At 65.9% G+C, this 17,035-nt stretch carries 17 protein-coding genes; 1 reads left to right on the top strand and 16 read right to left on the bottom strand.

Annotated features, from left to right (window positions below; all coding sequences use genetic code 11):
- Positions 1 to 13 precede the first annotated feature (13 nt).
- A complete protein-coding gene (locus tag EWE75_RS18160; RefSeq protein ID WP_130159524.1) occupies positions 14 to 319 on the top strand; it encodes a hypothetical protein in 306 nt (101 codons plus the stop codon).
- On the opposite strand, the gene EWE75_RS18155 is transcribed toward EWE75_RS18160, so the two are convergent.
- The 16 genes from EWE75_RS18155 to EWE75_RS18080 all read right to left on the bottom strand — a co-directional run bounded on the left by EWE75_RS18155 (position 311) and on the right by EWE75_RS18080 (position 16,900).
- Positions 311 to 532 (bottom strand): hypothetical protein, encoded by a 222-nt coding sequence (locus EWE75_RS18155; RefSeq protein ID WP_130159523.1) that lies wholly within the window; start codon positions 530 to 532, stop codon positions 311 to 313. The two genes, EWE75_RS18160 and EWE75_RS18155, sit on opposite strands and share 9 nt — an antisense overlap.
- A 107-nt stretch (positions 533 to 639) precedes the next feature.
- The gene (locus EWE75_RS18150) at positions 640 to 1,629 is read right to left on the bottom strand and encodes an NAD-dependent epimerase/dehydratase family protein (protein ID WP_130159522.1); all 990 of its coding nucleotides are present in this window, start codon (positions 1,627 to 1,629) and stop codon (positions 640 to 642) included.
- Positions 1,626 to 2,927 carry a UDP-glucose dehydrogenase family protein gene (locus tag EWE75_RS18145; protein ID WP_130159521.1) on the bottom strand — a complete coding sequence of 434 codons (1,302 nt, stop codon included), beginning with the start codon at positions 2,925 to 2,927 and terminating at the stop codon, positions 1,626 to 1,628. The genes EWE75_RS18150 and EWE75_RS18145 overlap by 4 nt, the downstream gene beginning before the upstream one ends.
- A gap of 68 nt (positions 2,928 to 2,995) precedes the next feature.
- On the bottom strand, positions 2,996 to 4,237 hold the full coding sequence (locus EWE75_RS18140; protein WP_165388440.1) for an outer membrane beta-barrel protein: 1,242 nt from the start codon (positions 4,235 to 4,237) through the stop codon (positions 2,996 to 2,998).
- 14 nt (positions 4,238 to 4,251) lie between these two features.
- Positions 4,252 to 5,403, bottom strand: a complete 1,152-nt coding sequence (locus EWE75_RS18135; RefSeq protein ID WP_165388439.1) for a glycosyltransferase family 4 protein — start codon at positions 5,401 to 5,403, stop codon at positions 4,252 to 4,254.
- Positions 5,403 to 6,374 carry a glycosyltransferase family 2 protein gene (locus EWE75_RS18130; RefSeq protein WP_282432713.1) on the bottom strand — a complete coding sequence of 324 codons (972 nt, stop codon included), beginning with the start codon at positions 6,372 to 6,374 and terminating at the stop codon, positions 5,403 to 5,405. Before EWE75_RS18130 ends, EWE75_RS18135 begins: the two co-directional genes overlap by 1 nt.
- Before the next feature lie 33 nt (positions 6,375 to 6,407).
- Positions 6,408 to 7,556, bottom strand: coding sequence for an acyltransferase family protein (locus EWE75_RS18125; protein ID WP_130159517.1), 1,149 nt, complete (start codon positions 7,554 to 7,556; stop codon positions 6,408 to 6,410).
- Positions 7,553 to 8,830, bottom strand: coding sequence for a glycosyltransferase family 4 protein (locus EWE75_RS18120; protein WP_165388437.1), 1,278 nt, complete (start codon positions 8,828 to 8,830; stop codon positions 7,553 to 7,555). The genes EWE75_RS18125 and EWE75_RS18120 overlap by 4 nt, the downstream gene beginning before the upstream one ends.
- A gap of 29 nt (positions 8,831 to 8,859) precedes the next feature.
- Complete coding sequence (locus tag EWE75_RS18115; protein WP_130159515.1) at positions 8,860 to 9,744, bottom strand: glycoside hydrolase family 16 protein; 885 nt, start codon at positions 9,742 to 9,744, stop codon at positions 8,860 to 8,862.
- A gap of 70 nt (positions 9,745 to 9,814) precedes the next feature.
- Complete coding sequence (locus EWE75_RS18110) at positions 9,815 to 11,083, bottom strand: glycosyltransferase (RefSeq protein WP_165388436.1); 1,269 nt, start codon at positions 11,081 to 11,083, stop codon at positions 9,815 to 9,817.
- 307 nt (positions 11,084 to 11,390) lie between these two features.
- Positions 11,391 to 12,128 carry an exosortase C-terminal domain/associated protein EpsI gene (locus tag EWE75_RS18105; RefSeq protein WP_130159513.1) on the bottom strand — a complete coding sequence of 246 codons (738 nt, stop codon included), beginning with the start codon at positions 12,126 to 12,128 and terminating at the stop codon, positions 11,391 to 11,393.
- Positions 12,125 to 13,021 (bottom strand): exosortase/archaeosortase family protein, encoded by an 897-nt coding sequence (locus EWE75_RS18100; protein WP_165388435.1) that lies wholly within the window; start codon positions 13,019 to 13,021, stop codon positions 12,125 to 12,127. The genes EWE75_RS18105 and EWE75_RS18100 overlap by 4 nt, the downstream gene beginning before the upstream one ends.
- Complete coding sequence (locus EWE75_RS18095) at positions 13,018 to 13,836, bottom strand: CpsD/CapB family tyrosine-protein kinase (RefSeq protein ID WP_130159511.1); 819 nt, start codon at positions 13,834 to 13,836, stop codon at positions 13,018 to 13,020. The genes EWE75_RS18100 and EWE75_RS18095 overlap by 4 nt, the downstream gene beginning before the upstream one ends.
- Positions 13,833 to 15,227, bottom strand: coding sequence for a GNVR domain-containing protein (locus EWE75_RS18090; RefSeq protein WP_130159510.1), 1,395 nt, complete (start codon positions 15,225 to 15,227; stop codon positions 13,833 to 13,835). Before EWE75_RS18090 ends, EWE75_RS18095 begins: the two co-directional genes overlap by 4 nt.
- 15 nt (positions 15,228 to 15,242) lie before the next feature.
- Positions 15,243 to 16,058 carry a polysaccharide biosynthesis/export family protein gene (locus EWE75_RS18085; protein ID WP_130159509.1) on the bottom strand — a complete coding sequence of 272 codons (816 nt, stop codon included), beginning with the start codon at positions 16,056 to 16,058 and terminating at the stop codon, positions 15,243 to 15,245.
- Complete coding sequence (locus tag EWE75_RS18080) at positions 16,055 to 16,900, bottom strand: EpsD family peptidyl-prolyl cis-trans isomerase (RefSeq protein ID WP_165388434.1); 846 nt, start codon at positions 16,898 to 16,900, stop codon at positions 16,055 to 16,057. Before EWE75_RS18080 ends, EWE75_RS18085 begins: the two co-directional genes overlap by 4 nt.
- Between the last annotated feature and the right edge of the window lie 135 nt (positions 16,901 to 17,035).

Raw genomic sequence — 17,035 nt, 5'->3', positions numbered from 1 at the left:
CATGGAGGACAGTATGCCGACGGCTACGGTTGGACTCGTCTGGTATCGCCGCGCCGACTATGCGCGTGCGCTCGACATGATGGCGGACGCGCACGACCTCCCTGAGACGTTCGATGCATGGAAGCGGCAGGCGAAGGCGATCGAGGACAGGCTAAAACGCGAGGGGTTCGTCTCGCGCCGTGTCATCATCGATCTCGACGCCTTCGCGATCTGGTGCGTCCTCAACGGCCGCGAACGCGACGGCCCCGCACGTTCCAGCTACGTTGCGAATCCGGCGCACTGGCCGTCCACGCCATCGGCCGTCAGCGGATCAGCGTAGCTCGTCCTTCTTGCGACTGACGAGGCGCACGGCGATCGACATGCCCGCGAGGATGGCCGGGTACAGCCATTTGCCGCGAACCGACTCCCACATGCCGCCGGGCTTACGCCGCGATGCCTGCGGCCGCTTCGAGGCGGTGCGTGCCGTCCCTCGCGCATCGCCGGATTGGCCGGGACGGGGCAACCGGACAACCGACGACCCGGCTTGAGACATGGACTCTTTCCGCGACTTCGCCATCCGATACACCGATCCCTGAAAGCGCTCGTTACGCCGGAGCGCTCGTATGACACGGATCGGAGGAGATCGACACCCTTTCGATATTATCCCGGCACCGCATAGAAGGCGCGATACCAGGCGGCGAAGCGCTTGAGTCCATCTTCCAGCATCACCTGCGGGTGGTAGCCGGTCAGCGCATGCAGCTTGGACACGTCGGCGTAGGTCGCGGTTACGTCGCCGGGTTGCATCGGCCGCATGATCTTCTTCGCAGTCTGACCGAGCGCGGCCTCAAGCGCGTCGATCATCTCCATCAGCCCAACCGGGCGGCTGTCGCCGATGTTGAGAACACGGTGGCCGCCCGTTGCCGGCGGATGATCGAGCGCGCCGATGATGCCATCGACGATATCGTCGATATAGGTGAAGTCGCGCGCCATCTTGCCTTCGCCGTAGACGTCGATGGCATCGCCCTTGAGGATCTTCTGCGTGAAGCCGAAATAGGCCATGTCGGGCCGACCCCACGGGCCGTAGACCGTGAAGAACCGCAACCCCGTCTGCGGGAAGCCGTAGAGCTTGGCATAGCTCTGGCTCATCAACTCGCACGCGCGCTTGGTCGCGGCGTACAGCGAGACCGGATCGGTCGCCGGCTCGTCCTCGGTAAAGCCCGCCCCGCCCATCGGCTTGTCGCCATAGACCGACGAGGAGGAGGCATAGACGAGATGCTCGAAATCGGGCGCGTGCCGGCTCGCCTCAAGCAGCGACAGATGCCCGGCGAGGTTGGAGCGTTCATAGGCGAACGGGTTCTCGATGCTGTAGCGAACCCCGGCTTGCGCGGCGAGGTGGACGATCCGCTTTACTGTATTGTCACGCACCAGCGCGGCGATCGCGGCGGCATCGGCGATGTCGAGCTTGTGGAAGCTGAAATTCGGCACGCCTTCGAATGTCGCCAATCGCGCCGCTTTCAGCGCCGGATCGTAATACGCATTGACGATATCGACGCCGATCACGCTCTCGCCGCGCGCGAGCAAAGCATGTGCGGTGGCGTGGCCGATGAAGCCCGCCGCGCCGGTGACGAGCACTGGGTCGGAACGGCTCACCGGCCCACCCCCGTATAGGAAAAGCCCGCCGCCTCGACCATGTCGCGCGGATAGATGTTGCGCAGATCGACCAGGATCGGCTGCGACAACAAGCCCTTCACCCGATCAAGATCGAGCGCGCGGAACGCATCCCATTCGGTGACGATGACGAGCGCATCGGCCCCCTCCATCGTTTCATAAGCGTTGCCGCAATAGTCGACGTCGCTCAGCACCCGTTTCGCCTGTTCCATCCCCTCGGGATCATACGCGCGTACCGTCGCGCCGGCATCCTGCAAGGTCTGGATGACGGAGATTGCGGGGGAATCGCGCATGTCGTCGGTATTGGGCTTGAAGGTGAGGCCGAGCACCGCCACCGTCTTGCCGCGCACGTCGCCGCCCATCGCCGCGATCGCCTTGCGCCCCATCGCCCGCTTGCGGTTGTCGTTGACGGTGACCACCGCCTCGACGATCCGCTGCGGCGCGTCGTAATCCTGGCTGGTCTTGAGCAAGGCGAGCGTATCCTTGGGGAAGCACGACCCGCCATAGCCCGGCCCGGCATGGAGGAACTTCGCACCGATCCGGTTGTCCAGGCCGATGCCGCGCGCGACCTCTTGCACGTCCGCGCCGACCTTCTCGCACAGATCGGCAATCTCGTTGATGAAGGTGATCTTCACCGCGAGGAAGGCGTTGGCGGCATATTTGGTCAGCTCCGCGCCGCGCCGGCTCATCTCCACAATCGGCGAACGGTTGAGGTAGAGCGGGCGGTACACCTGCCGCATCACCTCCAGCGCGCGCGGATCATCGCCGCCGATGACGATGCGGTCGGGCCGCTTGAAATCGTCGATCGCGGCGCCTTCGCGCAGGAATTCGGGGTTGGAGACCACCGCGAAATCGGCGTCGGGGTTGGCCTCGCGCATGATTCGCTCGACCGCGTCGCCGGTGCCGACCGGCACGGTCGACTTGTCGACGATGACGGTGAAGCCGGTGATCGCCTGCGCGATCTCGGCGGCGGCGGCATAGACATAGGACAGATCGGCATGGCCATCACCGCGCCGCGACGGCGTGCCGACCGCGATGAACACCGCATCCGCGCCCGCCACGCCCGCCGTCACGTCGGTCGTGAACGACAACCGCCCGGCCGCGACGTTGCTGGCGACGAGCTGATCCAGCCCCGGTTCGAAGATCGGGATGCGCCCCGCCTTGAGCGCATCGATCTTCGCGGAATCCTTATCGACGCACACCACGTCATGCCCGAAATCGGCGAAACAGGCTCCCGATACCAGGCCGACATAGCCTGAACCGATCATCGTGACCTTCATGGATTATTCCCCCGGTTGTGTGTGCGATATGGGTAAAAGGTTACAGATTTGGCGCGATGTCGGTCGCATCACGAGCCGAACGCGCGGGTAACGGAAAACGTCACCGCATCCGCGACATAGGGAAAGGCGACCCTGGTAGAGTCGCGCTGCGCATGTTCATAGGCGAGGTTCAGCGCGAATTTGGAGCCGGTGACATAGGAGATGCCGGCACTGGCGCGCGTCGTCACCTCGTTGCGGTCAAGCGCGAGCGCCGCCGGCGCCTGCACGTCGTAGCGGAAACGCCGGCTCCCCCGGCTCACGCCGAGATTGAAATTGACCCGGCCGAACAACGTCTCGCTCGCGCTGATGCCGTAGCTCGTCACCTGGACGCCGTTGGAGAACACCCGGCTCTCGGTCGAGAAGCCGCGGCGAAAGCTCGGCGTGATGACAAGGCCCGGCAGCGGCGACCAGACCAGGGCGATATCGGCCTGGATACCCCGGCCATCCTTGTCGAGCACCGAGCGATCGTCGTGCCACGCATAGCCGAAGCTGCCGCGTAGGCTGGTGATGCCGGTGAGCTGATAATCGATGTACGAGACGATCGACCGCTCCCGGAAATCGCTGCGATACGCCGCCAGCCCGGCCCCGGTCTGAACCTGCGTGGTGGCGAGACCGTGCGCGCGTTGCTCCGAATATTCGAGCGTGATGCTGTTGCCGGTCGGCGAGAAATAACCGAACCCGCCCGAGACGCGGACGATACGGGTGCCGTTCGCCTCAAGCTCGCGGCTACCGATCGCCGACCGCTGATAGCCGCCGCGCCCGACCGCGCGGAAATTGCCGAGCAGATTGCGCGAGGCGACGATGGTCACATCGGCGGTCGAGCGCAATGTCTTGTGGGTGATGAACGCGTCGTCGAACACCACCGGCTCATGCAGATAGGATGCCGTCGCATCGACCTGGCCCTGCCCGGTCTTGTACGTCGCCGATGCGCTGCCGGCATAATTCAGCGCGTTGAAGCGCGGGTTGTAGGCATGGATGCGCTGCCCCGCCGTGCCCTTGAGGTTGACCGCAATCACGCCGATCCGCGTCGCCACCCCGCCGCGCACGACGAGATAGGTGACGACTTCCTCGCCGCTGTTGGGCAGCGTCTTCCGCAAGCCCGAGGGGACGCGATAGAGGTTGTCGTCATACCGGATCGACGCGGTCGCCGCGAGATCGTGGCTTTGCGCCTGCGCTACCGATGGCAGCGCGGCCAGCGTGAGGCCGGCGAGCAGGCACGCCGCATGGGCGCTTCCGGCACGCGGACTCGCGTCGTTCGTCAGCGTCGGCATTCTGTCTCTCCCTATCATGCGGAGATCCCGCCGAGCAGTTCCGGGACGCTGTCCCGCGCGCACTTCGCCCAAGTGAAGCCGCTGGCCCGGTCGCGCGCCGCCGCACCGCATTCGGCGCGCAACGCCGCGTCGCCCGCGTACATCGCGATCTTCGCGGCGAAGCTCTCGATGTCGCCGTCCGCGACCAGCGATCCGGTATCCCCCAGCACTTCGGGAATGCCGCCAGTCGCAGCGGCGATCGATGGGCAGCCCTGCGCCGCCGCTTCGAGCAGCACGAGACCGAAGCCCTCGATCTTGCCCGGCAGCGCGCGTGCGAACAGCAGATGCGCCGCCGCACGGCGATAGACGCGCTTGATATCATCGATCGAGAGCCGCCCCGGCATCACGATCCGCACACCGACATCGCGCGCCGCATCGCGGATCGCGCGCGCATAGCCGTCATCCTCGGCGCGACCGATCACGACATAGACCGGGTCCACCATGCCGTGCCGGTCGCGTGCCATCGCGAGCGCTGCCAGCGTTTCGACATGTCCCTTGCGCGGCTCCAGCCGGCCGACGCTGCAAAACAGCGGCGCATGCTGCGGCAACGCGGCGAGCGCCGGATCGCCGAACACGCCGCGCGCCGGCGGATCGAACCAGTCGCCCCCGACGCCGAGATAGGTGATCGCTTCACGCCGGGGCTGACCGAGCTGCGCGCGGAAGATGTCGCGCGTCGCGCGCGAATTATAGGCGACCAGTTCGGCGCCGAGATAAGCGTTGCGCGCGGCCGCGAACATGACGCCGCCTCTGCGGAACTTGCTCGCCTCGCTGCCGTGGACCATCACGCGGTAGCGGCGATGGTGCAGCGGTTGCAGCATCCGCACCAGCAACAGGCTGCGGATATCGGCGGCGAGCACGATCGCGCCGGCGGGCAAGCGCCGCAGGATTGCGAGCAGTGCCAGCACCGCGCGCGGCGGGATGGCGTGGTGGCGCAGGATGAGATGATGCTCGACCTCCTCGGGTAACGCCGCCGTGCCGGCGTCATAGGCTGGCGCGACGACGACGACACAGCATCCGGCGTCGGCGAGCGCACGCGCGAGTTCGACCGAATAGGTGCCGATCCCGCCAGCGAACGGTGCATATTCGCAGGTGATGATGACGACGGTTCGCCCCGACCGCTGCAACATCACATCGCCCCCAGCGCGGCTTGCCGCGCGCGCCCGCCGCTGCCGAGCAACCGCAAGGCCAACGCGGGAAACACGGTCGCGGCGAGCAAAGATTGCCATGCCCGCCGGTTGAGCGGATCGAGCCGAACCGCCAGCCGCAACAGCCGCACCGCGCCGGCGCGGTCGCCCAGCAGGAAGCGCTGGTTGCCGAGCTTGCGCGCCCGCTCGGCCAGCCGGCGCGGGACGAGCGGCAACAGCGCCGGCTCCTCCGCCGCCGCCTTCAAGGCGACGAACGCGTGGTGCGCCATCAGGTCACTGCGCCCGCCGGTGATGCTGCTGCCGCGCTGCCGCTTGTACAGCAAAGGCGCATCGACCAGCGCGAACCGCGTGACGCGCGCGAGCCGCAGGTAGAAATCGGTATCCTCGAACACGCGCACCGCCGCATCGAACCCGCCCGCCGCATCATAAGCGGTGCGGCGTAGCAAGGTGGTGGACGGGATGATCGGCGGGTCCTTGAGGAAATAGGTGTGCGACAGCCGCGCATGGCCGGTGATGTCGAGCACGCCGGCGCGGCGTGCGGCGGCGAGGTTGTGGTTGGGGAAGACGCAGAAATCCGCATAGACCAGCCCGATCGTGGCATCGCCGGCAAGTACCGGCAGTTGCCGTTCGAGCTTGTCGGGCGTCCACAGATCGTCGCCGTCGAGGATCGCCAGCACCGGCGCATCGGTCTCGGCGATGGCCGTGCGCCGCTGACCCGGCAGACCGACGCCGCCCGGCCCGTACAGCACGCGGATGCGCGCATCCCACGCTTCGATCTCGCGCAGCACCGCCAGCGTTTCGGCGTCCGATCCGTCGTCGGCGATCACGATCGCGGTGATCCACTCGGCCCGGCTCTGGTCGAGCACGCTGCGCACCGCCGCGCCGATATACGGACCTTCGTTATAGCACGTCATGATGACCGCCACGTTTGGCGGCGCGACAGGCTCCGGCATTGGCCGGGCATCTGGCAGGGACAGGGCCATCGCTCAGGCGACCGGCGCTTCGACCGACCGCGTCGGCGCGACCGGGTTCGGTCGGGCGAAGCGTTCGAACAGCCGCTGCCCGGGCAGCTCGATCCAGCGATAGCTCAGCACCGCCAGCCCGATCACGGACCCCGCATAGGCCAAAGCCAGCAGGTCCATCGTCCCCGGCGGCCCAAAGTCTATCAGCGTAACGCCGCCAACATCGCGATACAGCGGCACATGCAGCACGCTCTGCGCCGCACGGACGACCCCGCCGAGCACCGACAGCAGCACGAAATGCAGCAGATACACCGAATAGGAAACTTTGCCGAGCAACGCCCACGGCTGCCCCGCAAGCACGCGCGAGACCGCGCCGCCCTCGAAAGCGAACACCAGCACCACCAGCGCGAAGACGAGGATCGACGAGAAACCATCGAGCGGCGCGAACCAGTATAGCCCGGCGATCAGCACGACCGCCGCCACCTCAAACATGGTCGCATAAGGAAGCCGCACTCCGCGCAGGCTCTGGAAGATACGGTACACGACGTGCCCGGCGAAGAAGCCGCAGATGCAACTCGCCAGCCCCTTGAACTCCGTTTCGTGCCAGTCCGGGCGGTACAGCTCCAGCGCCACCAGCGCGGCGCCCGCCAAGCCGACCAGCAGCACCGCCGGCACGATCGTCCGCCCGCGAAACGTCACGGCGACCGCGCCGAACAGCAGGCAGGTGTAGAATTCGACGCTGATCGACCAGCTCGGGCCGTTCCAGCTATAGTCGGGCAGCGGAATGATCGCTTGCAACAGGAACAGATTGGCGATCAGCGAACCAATGCCGTTCGCGCCGACGAACGGTGGCTGGCCACTCGGCAAGCCGATCCGCACCAGCGCCCATTTGACCAGTTCGAGCGCCACCAGCGCGCCGAGCGTGACGATATGCAACGGGTACAGCCGCCCGATCCGCCGCACGACGAACCGGCGGCCCTCACCTCCGCCCGCCAGCCGTGCGCCATAAGCATGGGTGATGACGAACCCCGACAGAACGAAGAAGAACGGCACCGACAGGCCGCCATGCCGCACCGGCGGGAAGGCATAAAACGCGCCATTGGCGGACAAATGGAAGAACAGCACGAGCAGCGCCGCCACGCCCCGCCAGGAATCGAGCGCGTGAAACCTCATGCCCCGCCTTCCCCGATCAGCCTACCGCGCACCGGCTGGGGCGCCCTCGCGCGCGGGTCAGGTCGCACGCTGGCGATCGCCGCCAGCGTGCGTTCCGCAATCGCGTCGATACCGATATTGTCCTGCGCGAAGCCCCGCGCGGCGAGCGACATTTCACGCCGCGCCGCCGGGCTGAGCGCCAGCGCCTGACGCATCGCCTCCGCAAAGGCATCCGGCGTCGCCTCTTCGACGATGAAGCCGTTCCAGCCGTGCGATATGACCTCGGCGACGCCGCTTGCCCGGAACACGATCGGGATGACGCCCGCCGACATCGCTTCCAGCAACGCGTTCGACTGCCCCTCCCGCTGCGACGCGCACACGAAGAAGTCGCTCGCCTGCAACTCGGGATAGACATCGGCGACGAAGCCCGCGAACGTCACCGGCGATCCGGCGGACGCGAGCGGTTCTAAGCGGTCCTTCTCCGGGCCGTCGCCGACGAGCCGCAAGCGCAGCTTTACACCGGCCGCCGCCAGCGCCGTCGCCGCATCATGCAGCACACCGACATTCTTGTCGGGGTGAAGCCGCGCGGCATAGATGAAACCCCGCCCGTCGCGTTTGGCGAGCGCCCGGTGCAGGTCGTCGAGCGGCGGCAAGGCGACGCCGTTGGGAAACTCCGCTATCCGAGCTGGCGCGACCCGGAGTTTTCGCAATTCGGTCGCGATCTGCTTGCTGTTCGCGACGAAAACATCGACCCGCCGCCGCAGCAACCCTTCGACCAGCCGCCCGTACAGGAACTTCTTGCCGCGCAATGCCGCGAACTCGGACGCCTCGCCGCCGCCACCGAGCTTCACCAGCAGCGGCGAAGCGTTGCGCCACGCCGCCAGCGCCGGCCCCAGCGCGTGCAGCCGCGCGTGGAACACATACACCGGAACGCCGCGCCATTCCGGGCCGCGCAGCCGCCACGGCACCCACAGGCTCCACGCCAGAAACGACAGGATGTTGCGGCCACCAAGGTTGGGCCAGGCACGCACGCGTTTGCGCACGATGCACCCGAAGCTGGTCGGCTCCTCCAGCGGCACGTCGCGCGCGAGCGTCGGCGCGACCAACGTCACCGTCACGCCCTTGCGCCCCAGCGCCTCGGCGAGAATGCGCGCCTGCCGCTCCGCACCGCCATAGCTGTCGGGGAAATAGGTCGCCACGGCGAGGATCAAGGATCGATCCGCCATTGTACCGGCGATTGGGTGCAGGGCCGAACGCGCCGCGCCGCCTTCGCTGCCGTCGTATATCGAGCGCATCGCCGCCCCCTCAGACGAAGGATACATCGCTATTTGTAGACCCGCACATTATCGAAGGAGACCGACTGCGGCAGTGTCCTGACACTATCCTGAGGATTGATGGACAGGGTCATGTTGACGTAAAACGGTCGCGTGAAATAGTCGGCGTCCGCGGCGATCCGCGCGACTTCCTTGCGGTCCATGTACACGACCAAAGCCCGCTTTCCGTCGAGCGTCGCGATCCCGCGCAGATCGACCCCATAGATATGCCAGCCGAAATCGGCGATCGCGTCCATGCCGGTGTAATCGGATCGCTTGATATGGCCACCCGGCTCCTGCGGGCCCCAGCGATGTATCGAGTGATGATGCCCGCGCTTGTCACCCGCACCGAAATATTCGATCGCATCGACCTCGAGATGGCCGCGCTGGCGCGGATCGTCTGGCGTCAGCAGCCAGAAGCTCGCCCAGGTGCCGCGCGCATTCGGGAAGCGCGCGCGCGCCTCGAAATAGCAGCCCACGCAGGTGAAGCCGTTCGTGCCCGGCACAATCTGCGCGCCCTGATAGGCCTGATTGGCGTTGGTCGACTGGACGGTGCCGCTGTGGATTCCGTCCGCAGCTTGGTAGGCGCGCAGCGTCAGAATTCCCCCAGAGGTCGCATATGCAAGGCCACCTGCCGAATCGAACTTTTCCAGCCCGATATCGGCATGTTGCTTCGCCCACAGGATCGGCCCTTTGAAGGTGTGCGCGCTGCCGAACGTGTCTTCGAAGATCAGCTTCGATGTGCCGAACGCGAACCCGCTGCCGCGCAATGCCTCGCTCCAGCCATTGTCGGCGGACGCGACGGACGGCCACAACCCAAGCATCGGCGCGAGCAGCAGCGCGGCCAGCGACGATCGGGCACTGCCGATCACGCCGCGAATGTCCAATGCCTTCATGTCTCGAAACCCCTGTCACCGTGGCTTTTGCCAATCGGCATCCTCTCCCGAACCTCGCCGCCACGCCGCATCATGCCCAGCGATAGACTTCCTGCTCCCCGCGCGCGGCGTCGCGCGCAGCCAGTCGCGCCGCGACGCGCGGCAGCGCCAGGGTCTCGCGATAGGCTTGGTCGAGTTGTGCGAACATCGACGCGAACTTCCAGCCGTCGACCGTTACAGACGACGCCGCATGCGTCATCCGTGCAAGCCGCATGTCATCGCGCACCAAGTTCGCCGCCTCGCGCGCGACCGATTCCGCGTCGGTACGCTGCACCACGATCCCGTTGACGCCGCTCTCGATGATTTCCTCGATACCCCGTAACGGACTGACCACTGCGGGCTTGCCGCCTGCAAGACTCTGCACGATCGTCCGGGGTAGGCCTTCCCGAAGCGACGCGAGCGCGCAAAGATCGGCAAGCGCGACGAGGCGCTCGGGGTCCGAGCGATGCCCGAGCAATTTCACCCGGTCGCCGACATCGAGCTCCGCGACCAACGCGGCGAGCCTGTCGCGATCGGGTCCGTCCCCGGCGATCAGCAGCCGGATGTCCTCACCCCGCTGTGTCACCCGGGCGAAACCGGTGATGAACTCGGCCTGCCGCTTGCGCGCCTCCAGCACTGCCATCATCAGGATCGTGCGCGGTTTGGCGGCGTCTGGTGCGACCCCGATCAAACCCCGCCAGTCTTCGGGCCATGCTGCGTTTTGGTACCGGTCGATGTCCATTCCCGAGCGCACCACCGAGTGCAGCCGATTCCCGCCGAGCCGCGCGAGCGCATAGGCTTCGCGCGTGCCGTGGCTGACGTGGATGAAATGATCGGTCATCGGCGCGGCGATATGTTCCGCCGCGAGATAGACCACCTTCTCGGCCAGGCCGACATTGCTGAACGGCAGGATGTGGACACCGTGAACGATCGCCGGCACCTTGGCGTTGCTCGCCGCGAGACGGCCGACGATACCTGCCTTGCTGGTGTGGGTATGCACGACGTCGGCCCGGATTTCCCCGAACAGGGCCGACAGCCGGCGGTAAGCGGCGATGTCGCCTTGCGCGGACACGTCGCGGACCATCTCGTCGACAAGATGCACCCGGACCGGCGTGCCGCGCGCCGCATATTCCTCGACATCCGATGATCGTCCGCAAAACAGATGCACGACATGCCCGGATTGCGCCTGATGGACACACGATGCCCAGGTATTCTCCTCCGCCCCCCCAGATCGGTTCATCCGCGTCTGGACATGCGCGATGACAAGCGGCTGCTCGAAGCGAACCGACCGTGCGACATTCTCCCGCGCTCGATGTATCATAACGGATTTCCCCAATTTTCGCGCACCGTTACCTGCAATTCGCAATACGCGCATCGCATTTTCATTTTGAGATTGAATTACTGTAAGTATCGCGACCACTATTGCAGTGATCTTGGACGTATTTTTATGATTTTTGCAGTTTTACGTCAATGATCTAAGCCGCATTTAAGCGTGTGACTTAGCCATTTTGGACGTATCGACTTCGGCCTACACTCAGTTTTAAAATCGACATCCAGCAACATGCCAATACGGAATCATTTGATCCGTGCGTATGAACGCATGCGAGCACCGATCTGCCGGTACGGCGTCAGAACTGAAAACCGGTCGCAGGCTGTTGTATCGCCCCACGCGCATCACCGACCAGCATCTCCCAAAGCGGCCGTTCCGCGCCGGCAAGCAGCGCCCGGAAAAACCCGGCGAGCATTTTGTCCGCGTCGGCCGGATCGTTGCTTTCGAGCTCGTCGGTCAGGAACGAGGCGCGCACCATCACCCCGTCCGGCAGGCGCAGCGCCAGACTCTGGCGGAACAAGGCGGCGCGCACCGCCAGCGACCCCGCCGGCAGCGCGTCCCCGATCCGCATAAAATAGCCGACCAGTTCGTTGCGCCCGGCGCGATCGCCGATGAAGCGCGTCACCACCGGCCCATTGGCCAGCGCGAGTGGCGCCAGTCGGCGCACCTTGAAGCCCTGGGTCGCGTAACAGAATTCGGGCCAGTGGAACCTGTCCTCCTGACGAAGCTCGCGCTTGTAGACGATGTTGAGCATGATACGCGGCAGCGCTGGCGCGACATAATCGCGCTCGACGACGCGGTCGTACATGTCGAGCGCTGCCGCGAAGGCCACGTCGATCTCGATCGGATCGACCATGTCCGCGCTGGACGCCTGCAATTGCCACACACCAAGGCGCGGCGGCAACTGTGTCAGCACCACATCGCCCCCCGGCGGCACCGTGCGCTGCGCCCGCCGAAAGCCGATCGCCCCTGCGGACGTGACACCAGCAAGCCCGGCAAACGCCCCGGCGCCCAACAGATCGCGACGGCGGATCATGCCTGCGCCTCCACTGGCCCCAACGCGCGGCCGAGCACCATGAACGCGGTCAGCACCACACCGACTTCGACATAAGCGGCGACATCATGGACGATCGCTTCACCCGACACACCGAACAGCGCCGCAGTGAGGATCAATGCGAACACACGGAAGAAATTCGCCGCCAGTGCGATCACCGGCATCAGCACCACGAACAGTAATCCGGCACCGAGCGACCTTGCCGGAAAAAAATGCAGGAACAGGAAACCGATCGCCGTCATCGACACCATCGCGCGCAGCCCGACGCAGGCGCCCGCAACGTTGAGCTGGACGAAGCCGACATAGATGAACACGCCCGAGGTCGTCACCGGAAAGCCCAGCACCGCAGCGAGCCGCGCGGCTGAATGCGTCAGCGCCAGTCGCAGCGGCACCAGCAGCGCGTCGGCGATCGGCCCGAACCACGGCACGATGAAGATCAACAACACGGCGAGCAGCAGCCACCGTCGCGCGAGCGCCGTCCCGCCGGTCGCAAGCGCGAGGCTGGTCATCACGATCGGCAGCGACACGCCTTGAAGTTGCACCGAATCGGTAACGCGGCCGACAAAGTACAGGATCAGAGCGGCGAAGATCGCCACCGCCCCGGCGATCTGTTCACGCTGGGTCGATGACCAGGTGAAGGCGCGCCGATCGCGCCAATACCCGAACAGCACCAAAGCGAGCAGCAACCCGCTATGATTGTCGTCCTCACTCCACAGCAGCAACGCGCCATATTCGATCAGCACCGGCACGTAGAGCGCGATCAGCCCGAACAGGATCAGCCCGAGCGCGACATTGCTGCGCCCAAGCACGGCGGGCGGCACGGCATCCTTCTGCGCGCAGACCGAGTCTAGCGTGGCGGTGGCGCCCGGCATCATGACCGCAACATCACGCCGCCGACGATCGCGATGCCGGCGTCTTCGCACAGATCGAGCATCCGCGACGAGCGGCGCGCGCGGGTCGCGCCGGCGCGCGTCACGCATAACGCGCCCGTCGTGGCGAGCGCGGCGATCTGATACTCGTTCGAGGTCGCCGCCGCCGGCGTATCGACGAAGATCACCTCGAACGCGTCGCCCATCGCTTCGATCAGCGATTGCAGCGCGGACTGCATGAATCGGTCGTACCGCAGTTCGGTCAGCGTCGCCGCCGGGATCACCGACAGGTTCTCGACACCACGCACGGGCCGGTGAATCACCCCGGACGCCGGGTCCGCCAAGCCGAACTTGGTATGGATCGCGGGATTGCGCAGATCGGCGTCGATCAGCAGCGTGCGAACGCCTGATTGCGCGAAGATGCAGGCGAGATTGCTGGCCACGGCGGTGCGCCCTTCGCGCCGGTCGGCGCTGATGATCGACAGCGCCTTGTGCTTGGGTTCGGCCAGGAACCAACGCATCGCCAACGTCTGCGCGACGCGCCGCAGATCGGCGACACGCGGCGAATGCGGGCTTTTCAGCACGAACAGATCGTCGGCAACGTTCGCGCTGCCGGTTCCAGTCGCCGGCGACCATGCGCTCTGCCCGGCTCCGACCGAGGCGTCGCCGAGCATCGCAGCGGCGCGGCGGAATAAGACGGTCCGATCCTGCGACAATCTCGCCGCCTCCTCTGGCCGATCATCGTCGACCCGTGCCTCGGCGACGAGCAGGTCGGCGATCCGCACCGACAGCTCGTCCCACTCGCGGCTGTTGTACTTCATTCCTCAACCCTCATGTTCGGCAGCAGGCCAGCCACCATCCTCGGCAGGCGCAGCGGTTGCGGCGGGCTGATGCGGATGCTGCCGAGGTCGGGGATGCCGAGCCACGTTTCCATCTCGCCGCTGAAGCGGATGCGACGGTCGAAGAAGGCGATGCCGATCACCAGCACTATGCCCGCGGCGACGCCGAAGACGAGACCAAACACCATCGTCACGAAGCGCCGTGGCAACACCGGCTTCTCGCTCGGTGTCGCCGGGGAGAGGATCGAGATGTTGGTCTGCGCGGTGGTGTCGAGCACCTGCAATTGCGCGCGGCGCTGCGCGATCTGGTCGTAGGACGCCTGTTGATTGGTGATGTCCTGCTGCAAGATCGACACTTCGCTCTGCGCCGCGCGAACCTTGGTGACGCGGTCGCGCTGTGCGGCGACCGCGCCGCTCAGCCCGGCTTGTATGGTTCGCGCCTGCGCCGCACTCGCCGCCGCCGACCGGCGGATCAGCGCTTCCTGCCCGGCGAGTTGGCCGCGCATCGCGGTGATCTGCGCGACGAGCTGGCGATAATCGGGATTGTTGGGGCCGGCGGTCGCGCTGAGCTGGCTGCGTTGCGCTTCCAGCCGGGCGATCTCGCTTTGCAGGCCCATCACCACCCCGCTCGCCATCGTATCGGGCAGTGCCGCGCCACCGACATGCGACGATGCAGCAACGCTCTGCGCCTGCGCAGTCGCGAGTTGCGTCGACAGCGCGTTGAGCCGCGCGCTGTCGGGATCGGCCTCGCCCCTGCCGGCGACGAGGTTGAGCGCACCCTCCTTGGCGACGAGTTGCGCCTGCATCTCATGCAACGTGCGGCTCATGTCATTGAGCTGCCGGGTATAGGATGCGACCGTGCGACGCGCCGGATCGGCCTGGAGCTGGATGTTGACGTCGATAAATGCCGCCGCGAACGCATTGGCCATCGTCGCCGCGAAGCGCGGATCGCCGCTGAGGAAACTGATCTCCATCACCCGCGAATTGACCGCGCTCGAATCGATCATCAGCGAGGCGCGAAGCTGGCGCGCGAGGAAGTCAGGCAGCGCGCCGTCCTTGGGCTTCCAGCCGAACTGGCGCGCCGCGTCGGGTACGCTCGCCAACCCGGTATCGGTGACGACCTGCCGCGCGACGCGGTCGCTCTTGAGGATGTCCTCCTGCGTCAGCAGATAGTCGGCCGAAAGCTGCTCGGCGACCGATTGCGGCCCGATCGTCTCCGGCGCGCGCACCCCTGCCACCACGGTCGCGGTCGATTTGTAGATCGGCCGCGTCACCACCAGGTTCAGCACCGCCAGCGCCAGCGACACCGCGACGCAGGCGGCGATAATCCGCCACTTTTCGAACAATATTCTGCCGATATGCCTGGGAGTCACACTCTCGCCCCTCGCCTAGAATAGTCGCGCGCCGACCAGGATCAGGTCGCGCGGCTTCACCGGGTCTTGCAGCTTGGCGCGGACGATCGCGTCGGCGGCGCCCTCGTGGCGCGTCACCTTGAGCCGGCTACGCGCGCCGCGCTGAGTGATGCCGCCGGCCAGCGCGATCGCGCGTTCCATCGTCAACCCCGGTTCGAGCGGGAAGTTGCCCGGTCGCTGCACCTCGCCCGAAATGTAGAAGGTCGCGCTCTCGGTTACGATCAGCGTGTCGTGCGGTTGCAGCATCTGATTGGCGGCGCCCGCCAGCAACTGCTCGGCAGGCAGATCCTGCTGCGTGCCATCCCGCCGCACCACCCGCACCGTGCCACCGCCGACGCCCAGCGTCGCACCGGCGCGCGCGAGGATCTCGGTGATCGTCAGGCCGCCGCGATCGAGCGGATATTCGCCCGGCTTGCCGACCGCACCCAGCACCGACACTGTGCGGCTGCGATAGGTCTGCACCATCACGTTGACGAGCGGATCGCGGAAAATCCCGCCCGATTGCAGCCGCCGCACGATCTCGTTGCCGACCTGCGCCGGCGTCATCCCCGACGCTTGCACCCGACCGACCGCGTTCAGCACGATTGTGCCATCCTCGGCGACTTCGACGACGCTGTTGTAATCGGGCGCGCGATACACCGTCACCGCCAGCACATCGCCCGCGCCGACCAGATAGGCGGCGTCGTTGGCGTGGCTCACGGCAGGGACCGCGCCGGGCGCGGCGGTCTGCGCCTGCGCCACGGAAGAGGCCACCGATACGAAGAGCGCGAGCCCGCAGACGACCCGCCTCACGACTGTGGCGCCTTGGGCGAGACTTCGGCGACCGCTTGTTTCAAATTGGCGTTGAGAATTTCGACGTTGCGGGATTTGCGTAGCGTCTTCACCGTGGCTTGCGCGATGTCCGCCGCCCTATCGGCCGCGAGGCTTTGCTCAATCCGCCCGGTTGCCGCTTCCAAAGGAACCGGCTCGACCGTGATCGACTGGATGCGGCCAAGGTGGACCTGGCCCGGTGACTGATAGACGATGTTCGATCCCGGGGTCAGCTTCTCGAGCGCCCCGTCTCGGTTTTCCGGGAGTTCATCGCTGAACCGCGCGACGACCGCCGGCTGCAAAAAGGGTATCTTGTTCGAGATCATCGCCGAGAGCGCATTGAAATCGCCGTGGTCGAAGGCATCTGTATAGCTGCGGATATCCGGGATATTGCTCGTCAGGACATATTCCTCGATGAGAAAACGACGCCGGTTCGAGAATAATGCGGGATGCGTCTTGTAATAGGTCTCGATTTCCCTCGGATCCGCCTTCGGCAACTTGCCGGTCAGATTGCGGAGATAGGCTTGCGCGAGGATCGCGCGCTTCGCGGCAGCGACCGCCTGGCTGGTCTCGGGATCGTCGTCCATCCCCGCTGAAACCGCAGCTTCCGCGAGCAGCTTCTCGTCGATGAGGTGCTGGAGCAGTATCCGCCGCATCGGCGCGACCGACTCCTTCATGACCGGCGGCATTTGTCGCAAAACCTGGTCATATTCCTGTAAAGTGACCTCGAACTTGTCACCCTTGACGATGAGCTGCCCTGGAGTCTTGGTTGCGCCGCAGCCGGCGAGGCTCGTGGCGACACCCAGCATTGCAGCGATTTTCATCGCGACCTGAACGCGCCGGGAAACCCGGCACACTATGCCATCTTCGAACATCAACACCCCGCATATATGATTCCGCCGCTACGCACCGCGTTGACACGGCGGCCACCCCCGTCCGGCGAAGACCGGTGCGACCGC

Origin of the sequence: Sphingomonas populi (genome assembly GCF_004208535.1) — a bacterium.
Taxonomy (GTDB): Bacteria; Pseudomonadota; Alphaproteobacteria; order Sphingomonadales; family Sphingomonadaceae; genus Sphingomonas; species Sphingomonas populi.
This window is presented reverse-complemented; position numbering and strand designations above follow the sequence as displayed.

Bases quoted from the DNA above. Each gene is read 5' to 3' on its own strand.
- EWE75_RS18160 (WP_130159524.1), top strand. From the start codon at position 14: ATGCCGACGGCTACGGTTGGACTCGTCTGGTATCGCCGCGCCGACTAT.
- EWE75_RS18155 (WP_130159523.1), bottom strand. From the start codon at position 532: ATGTCTCAAGCCGGGTCGTCGGTTGTCCGGTTGCCCCGTCCCGGCCAA.
- EWE75_RS18145 (WP_130159521.1), bottom strand. From the start codon at position 2,927: ATGAAGGTCACGATGATCGGTTCAGGCTATGTCGGCCTGGTATCGGGA.
- EWE75_RS18140 (WP_165388440.1), bottom strand. From the start codon at position 4,237: ATGCCGACGCTGACGAACGACGCGAGTCCGCGTGCCGGAAGCGCCCAT.
- EWE75_RS18135 (WP_165388439.1), bottom strand. From the start codon at position 5,403: ATGTTGCAGCGGTCGGGGCGAACCGTCGTCATCATCACCTGCGAATAT.
- EWE75_RS18130 (WP_282432713.1), bottom strand. From the start codon at position 6,374: ATGCCGGAGCCTGTCGCGCCGCCAAACGTGGCGGTCATCATGACGTGC.
- EWE75_RS18125 (WP_130159517.1), bottom strand. From the start codon at position 7,556: ATGAGGTTTCACGCGCTCGATTCCTGGCGGGGCGTGGCGGCGCTGCTC.
- EWE75_RS18120 (WP_165388437.1), bottom strand. From the start codon at position 8,830: ATGCGCTCGATATACGACGGCAGCGAAGGCGGCGCGGCGCGTTCGGCC.
- EWE75_RS18115 (WP_130159515.1), bottom strand. From the start codon at position 9,744: ATGAAGGCATTGGACATTCGCGGCGTGATCGGCAGTGCCCGATCGTCG.
- EWE75_RS18110 (WP_165388436.1), bottom strand. From the start codon at position 11,083: ATGATACATCGAGCGCGGGAGAATGTCGCACGGTCGGTTCGCTTCGAG.
- EWE75_RS18105 (WP_130159513.1), bottom strand. From the start codon at position 12,128: ATGATCCGCCGTCGCGATCTGTTGGGCGCCGGGGCGTTTGCCGGGCTT.
- EWE75_RS18100 (WP_165388435.1), bottom strand. From the start codon at position 13,021: ATGATGCCGGGCGCCACCGCCACGCTAGACTCGGTCTGCGCGCAGAAG.
- EWE75_RS18095 (WP_130159511.1), bottom strand. From the start codon at position 13,836: ATGAAGTACAACAGCCGCGAGTGGGACGAGCTGTCGGTGCGGATCGCC.
- EWE75_RS18080 (WP_165388434.1), bottom strand. From the start codon at position 16,900: ATGAAAATCGCTGCAATGCTGGGTGTCGCCACGAGCCTCGCCGGCTGC.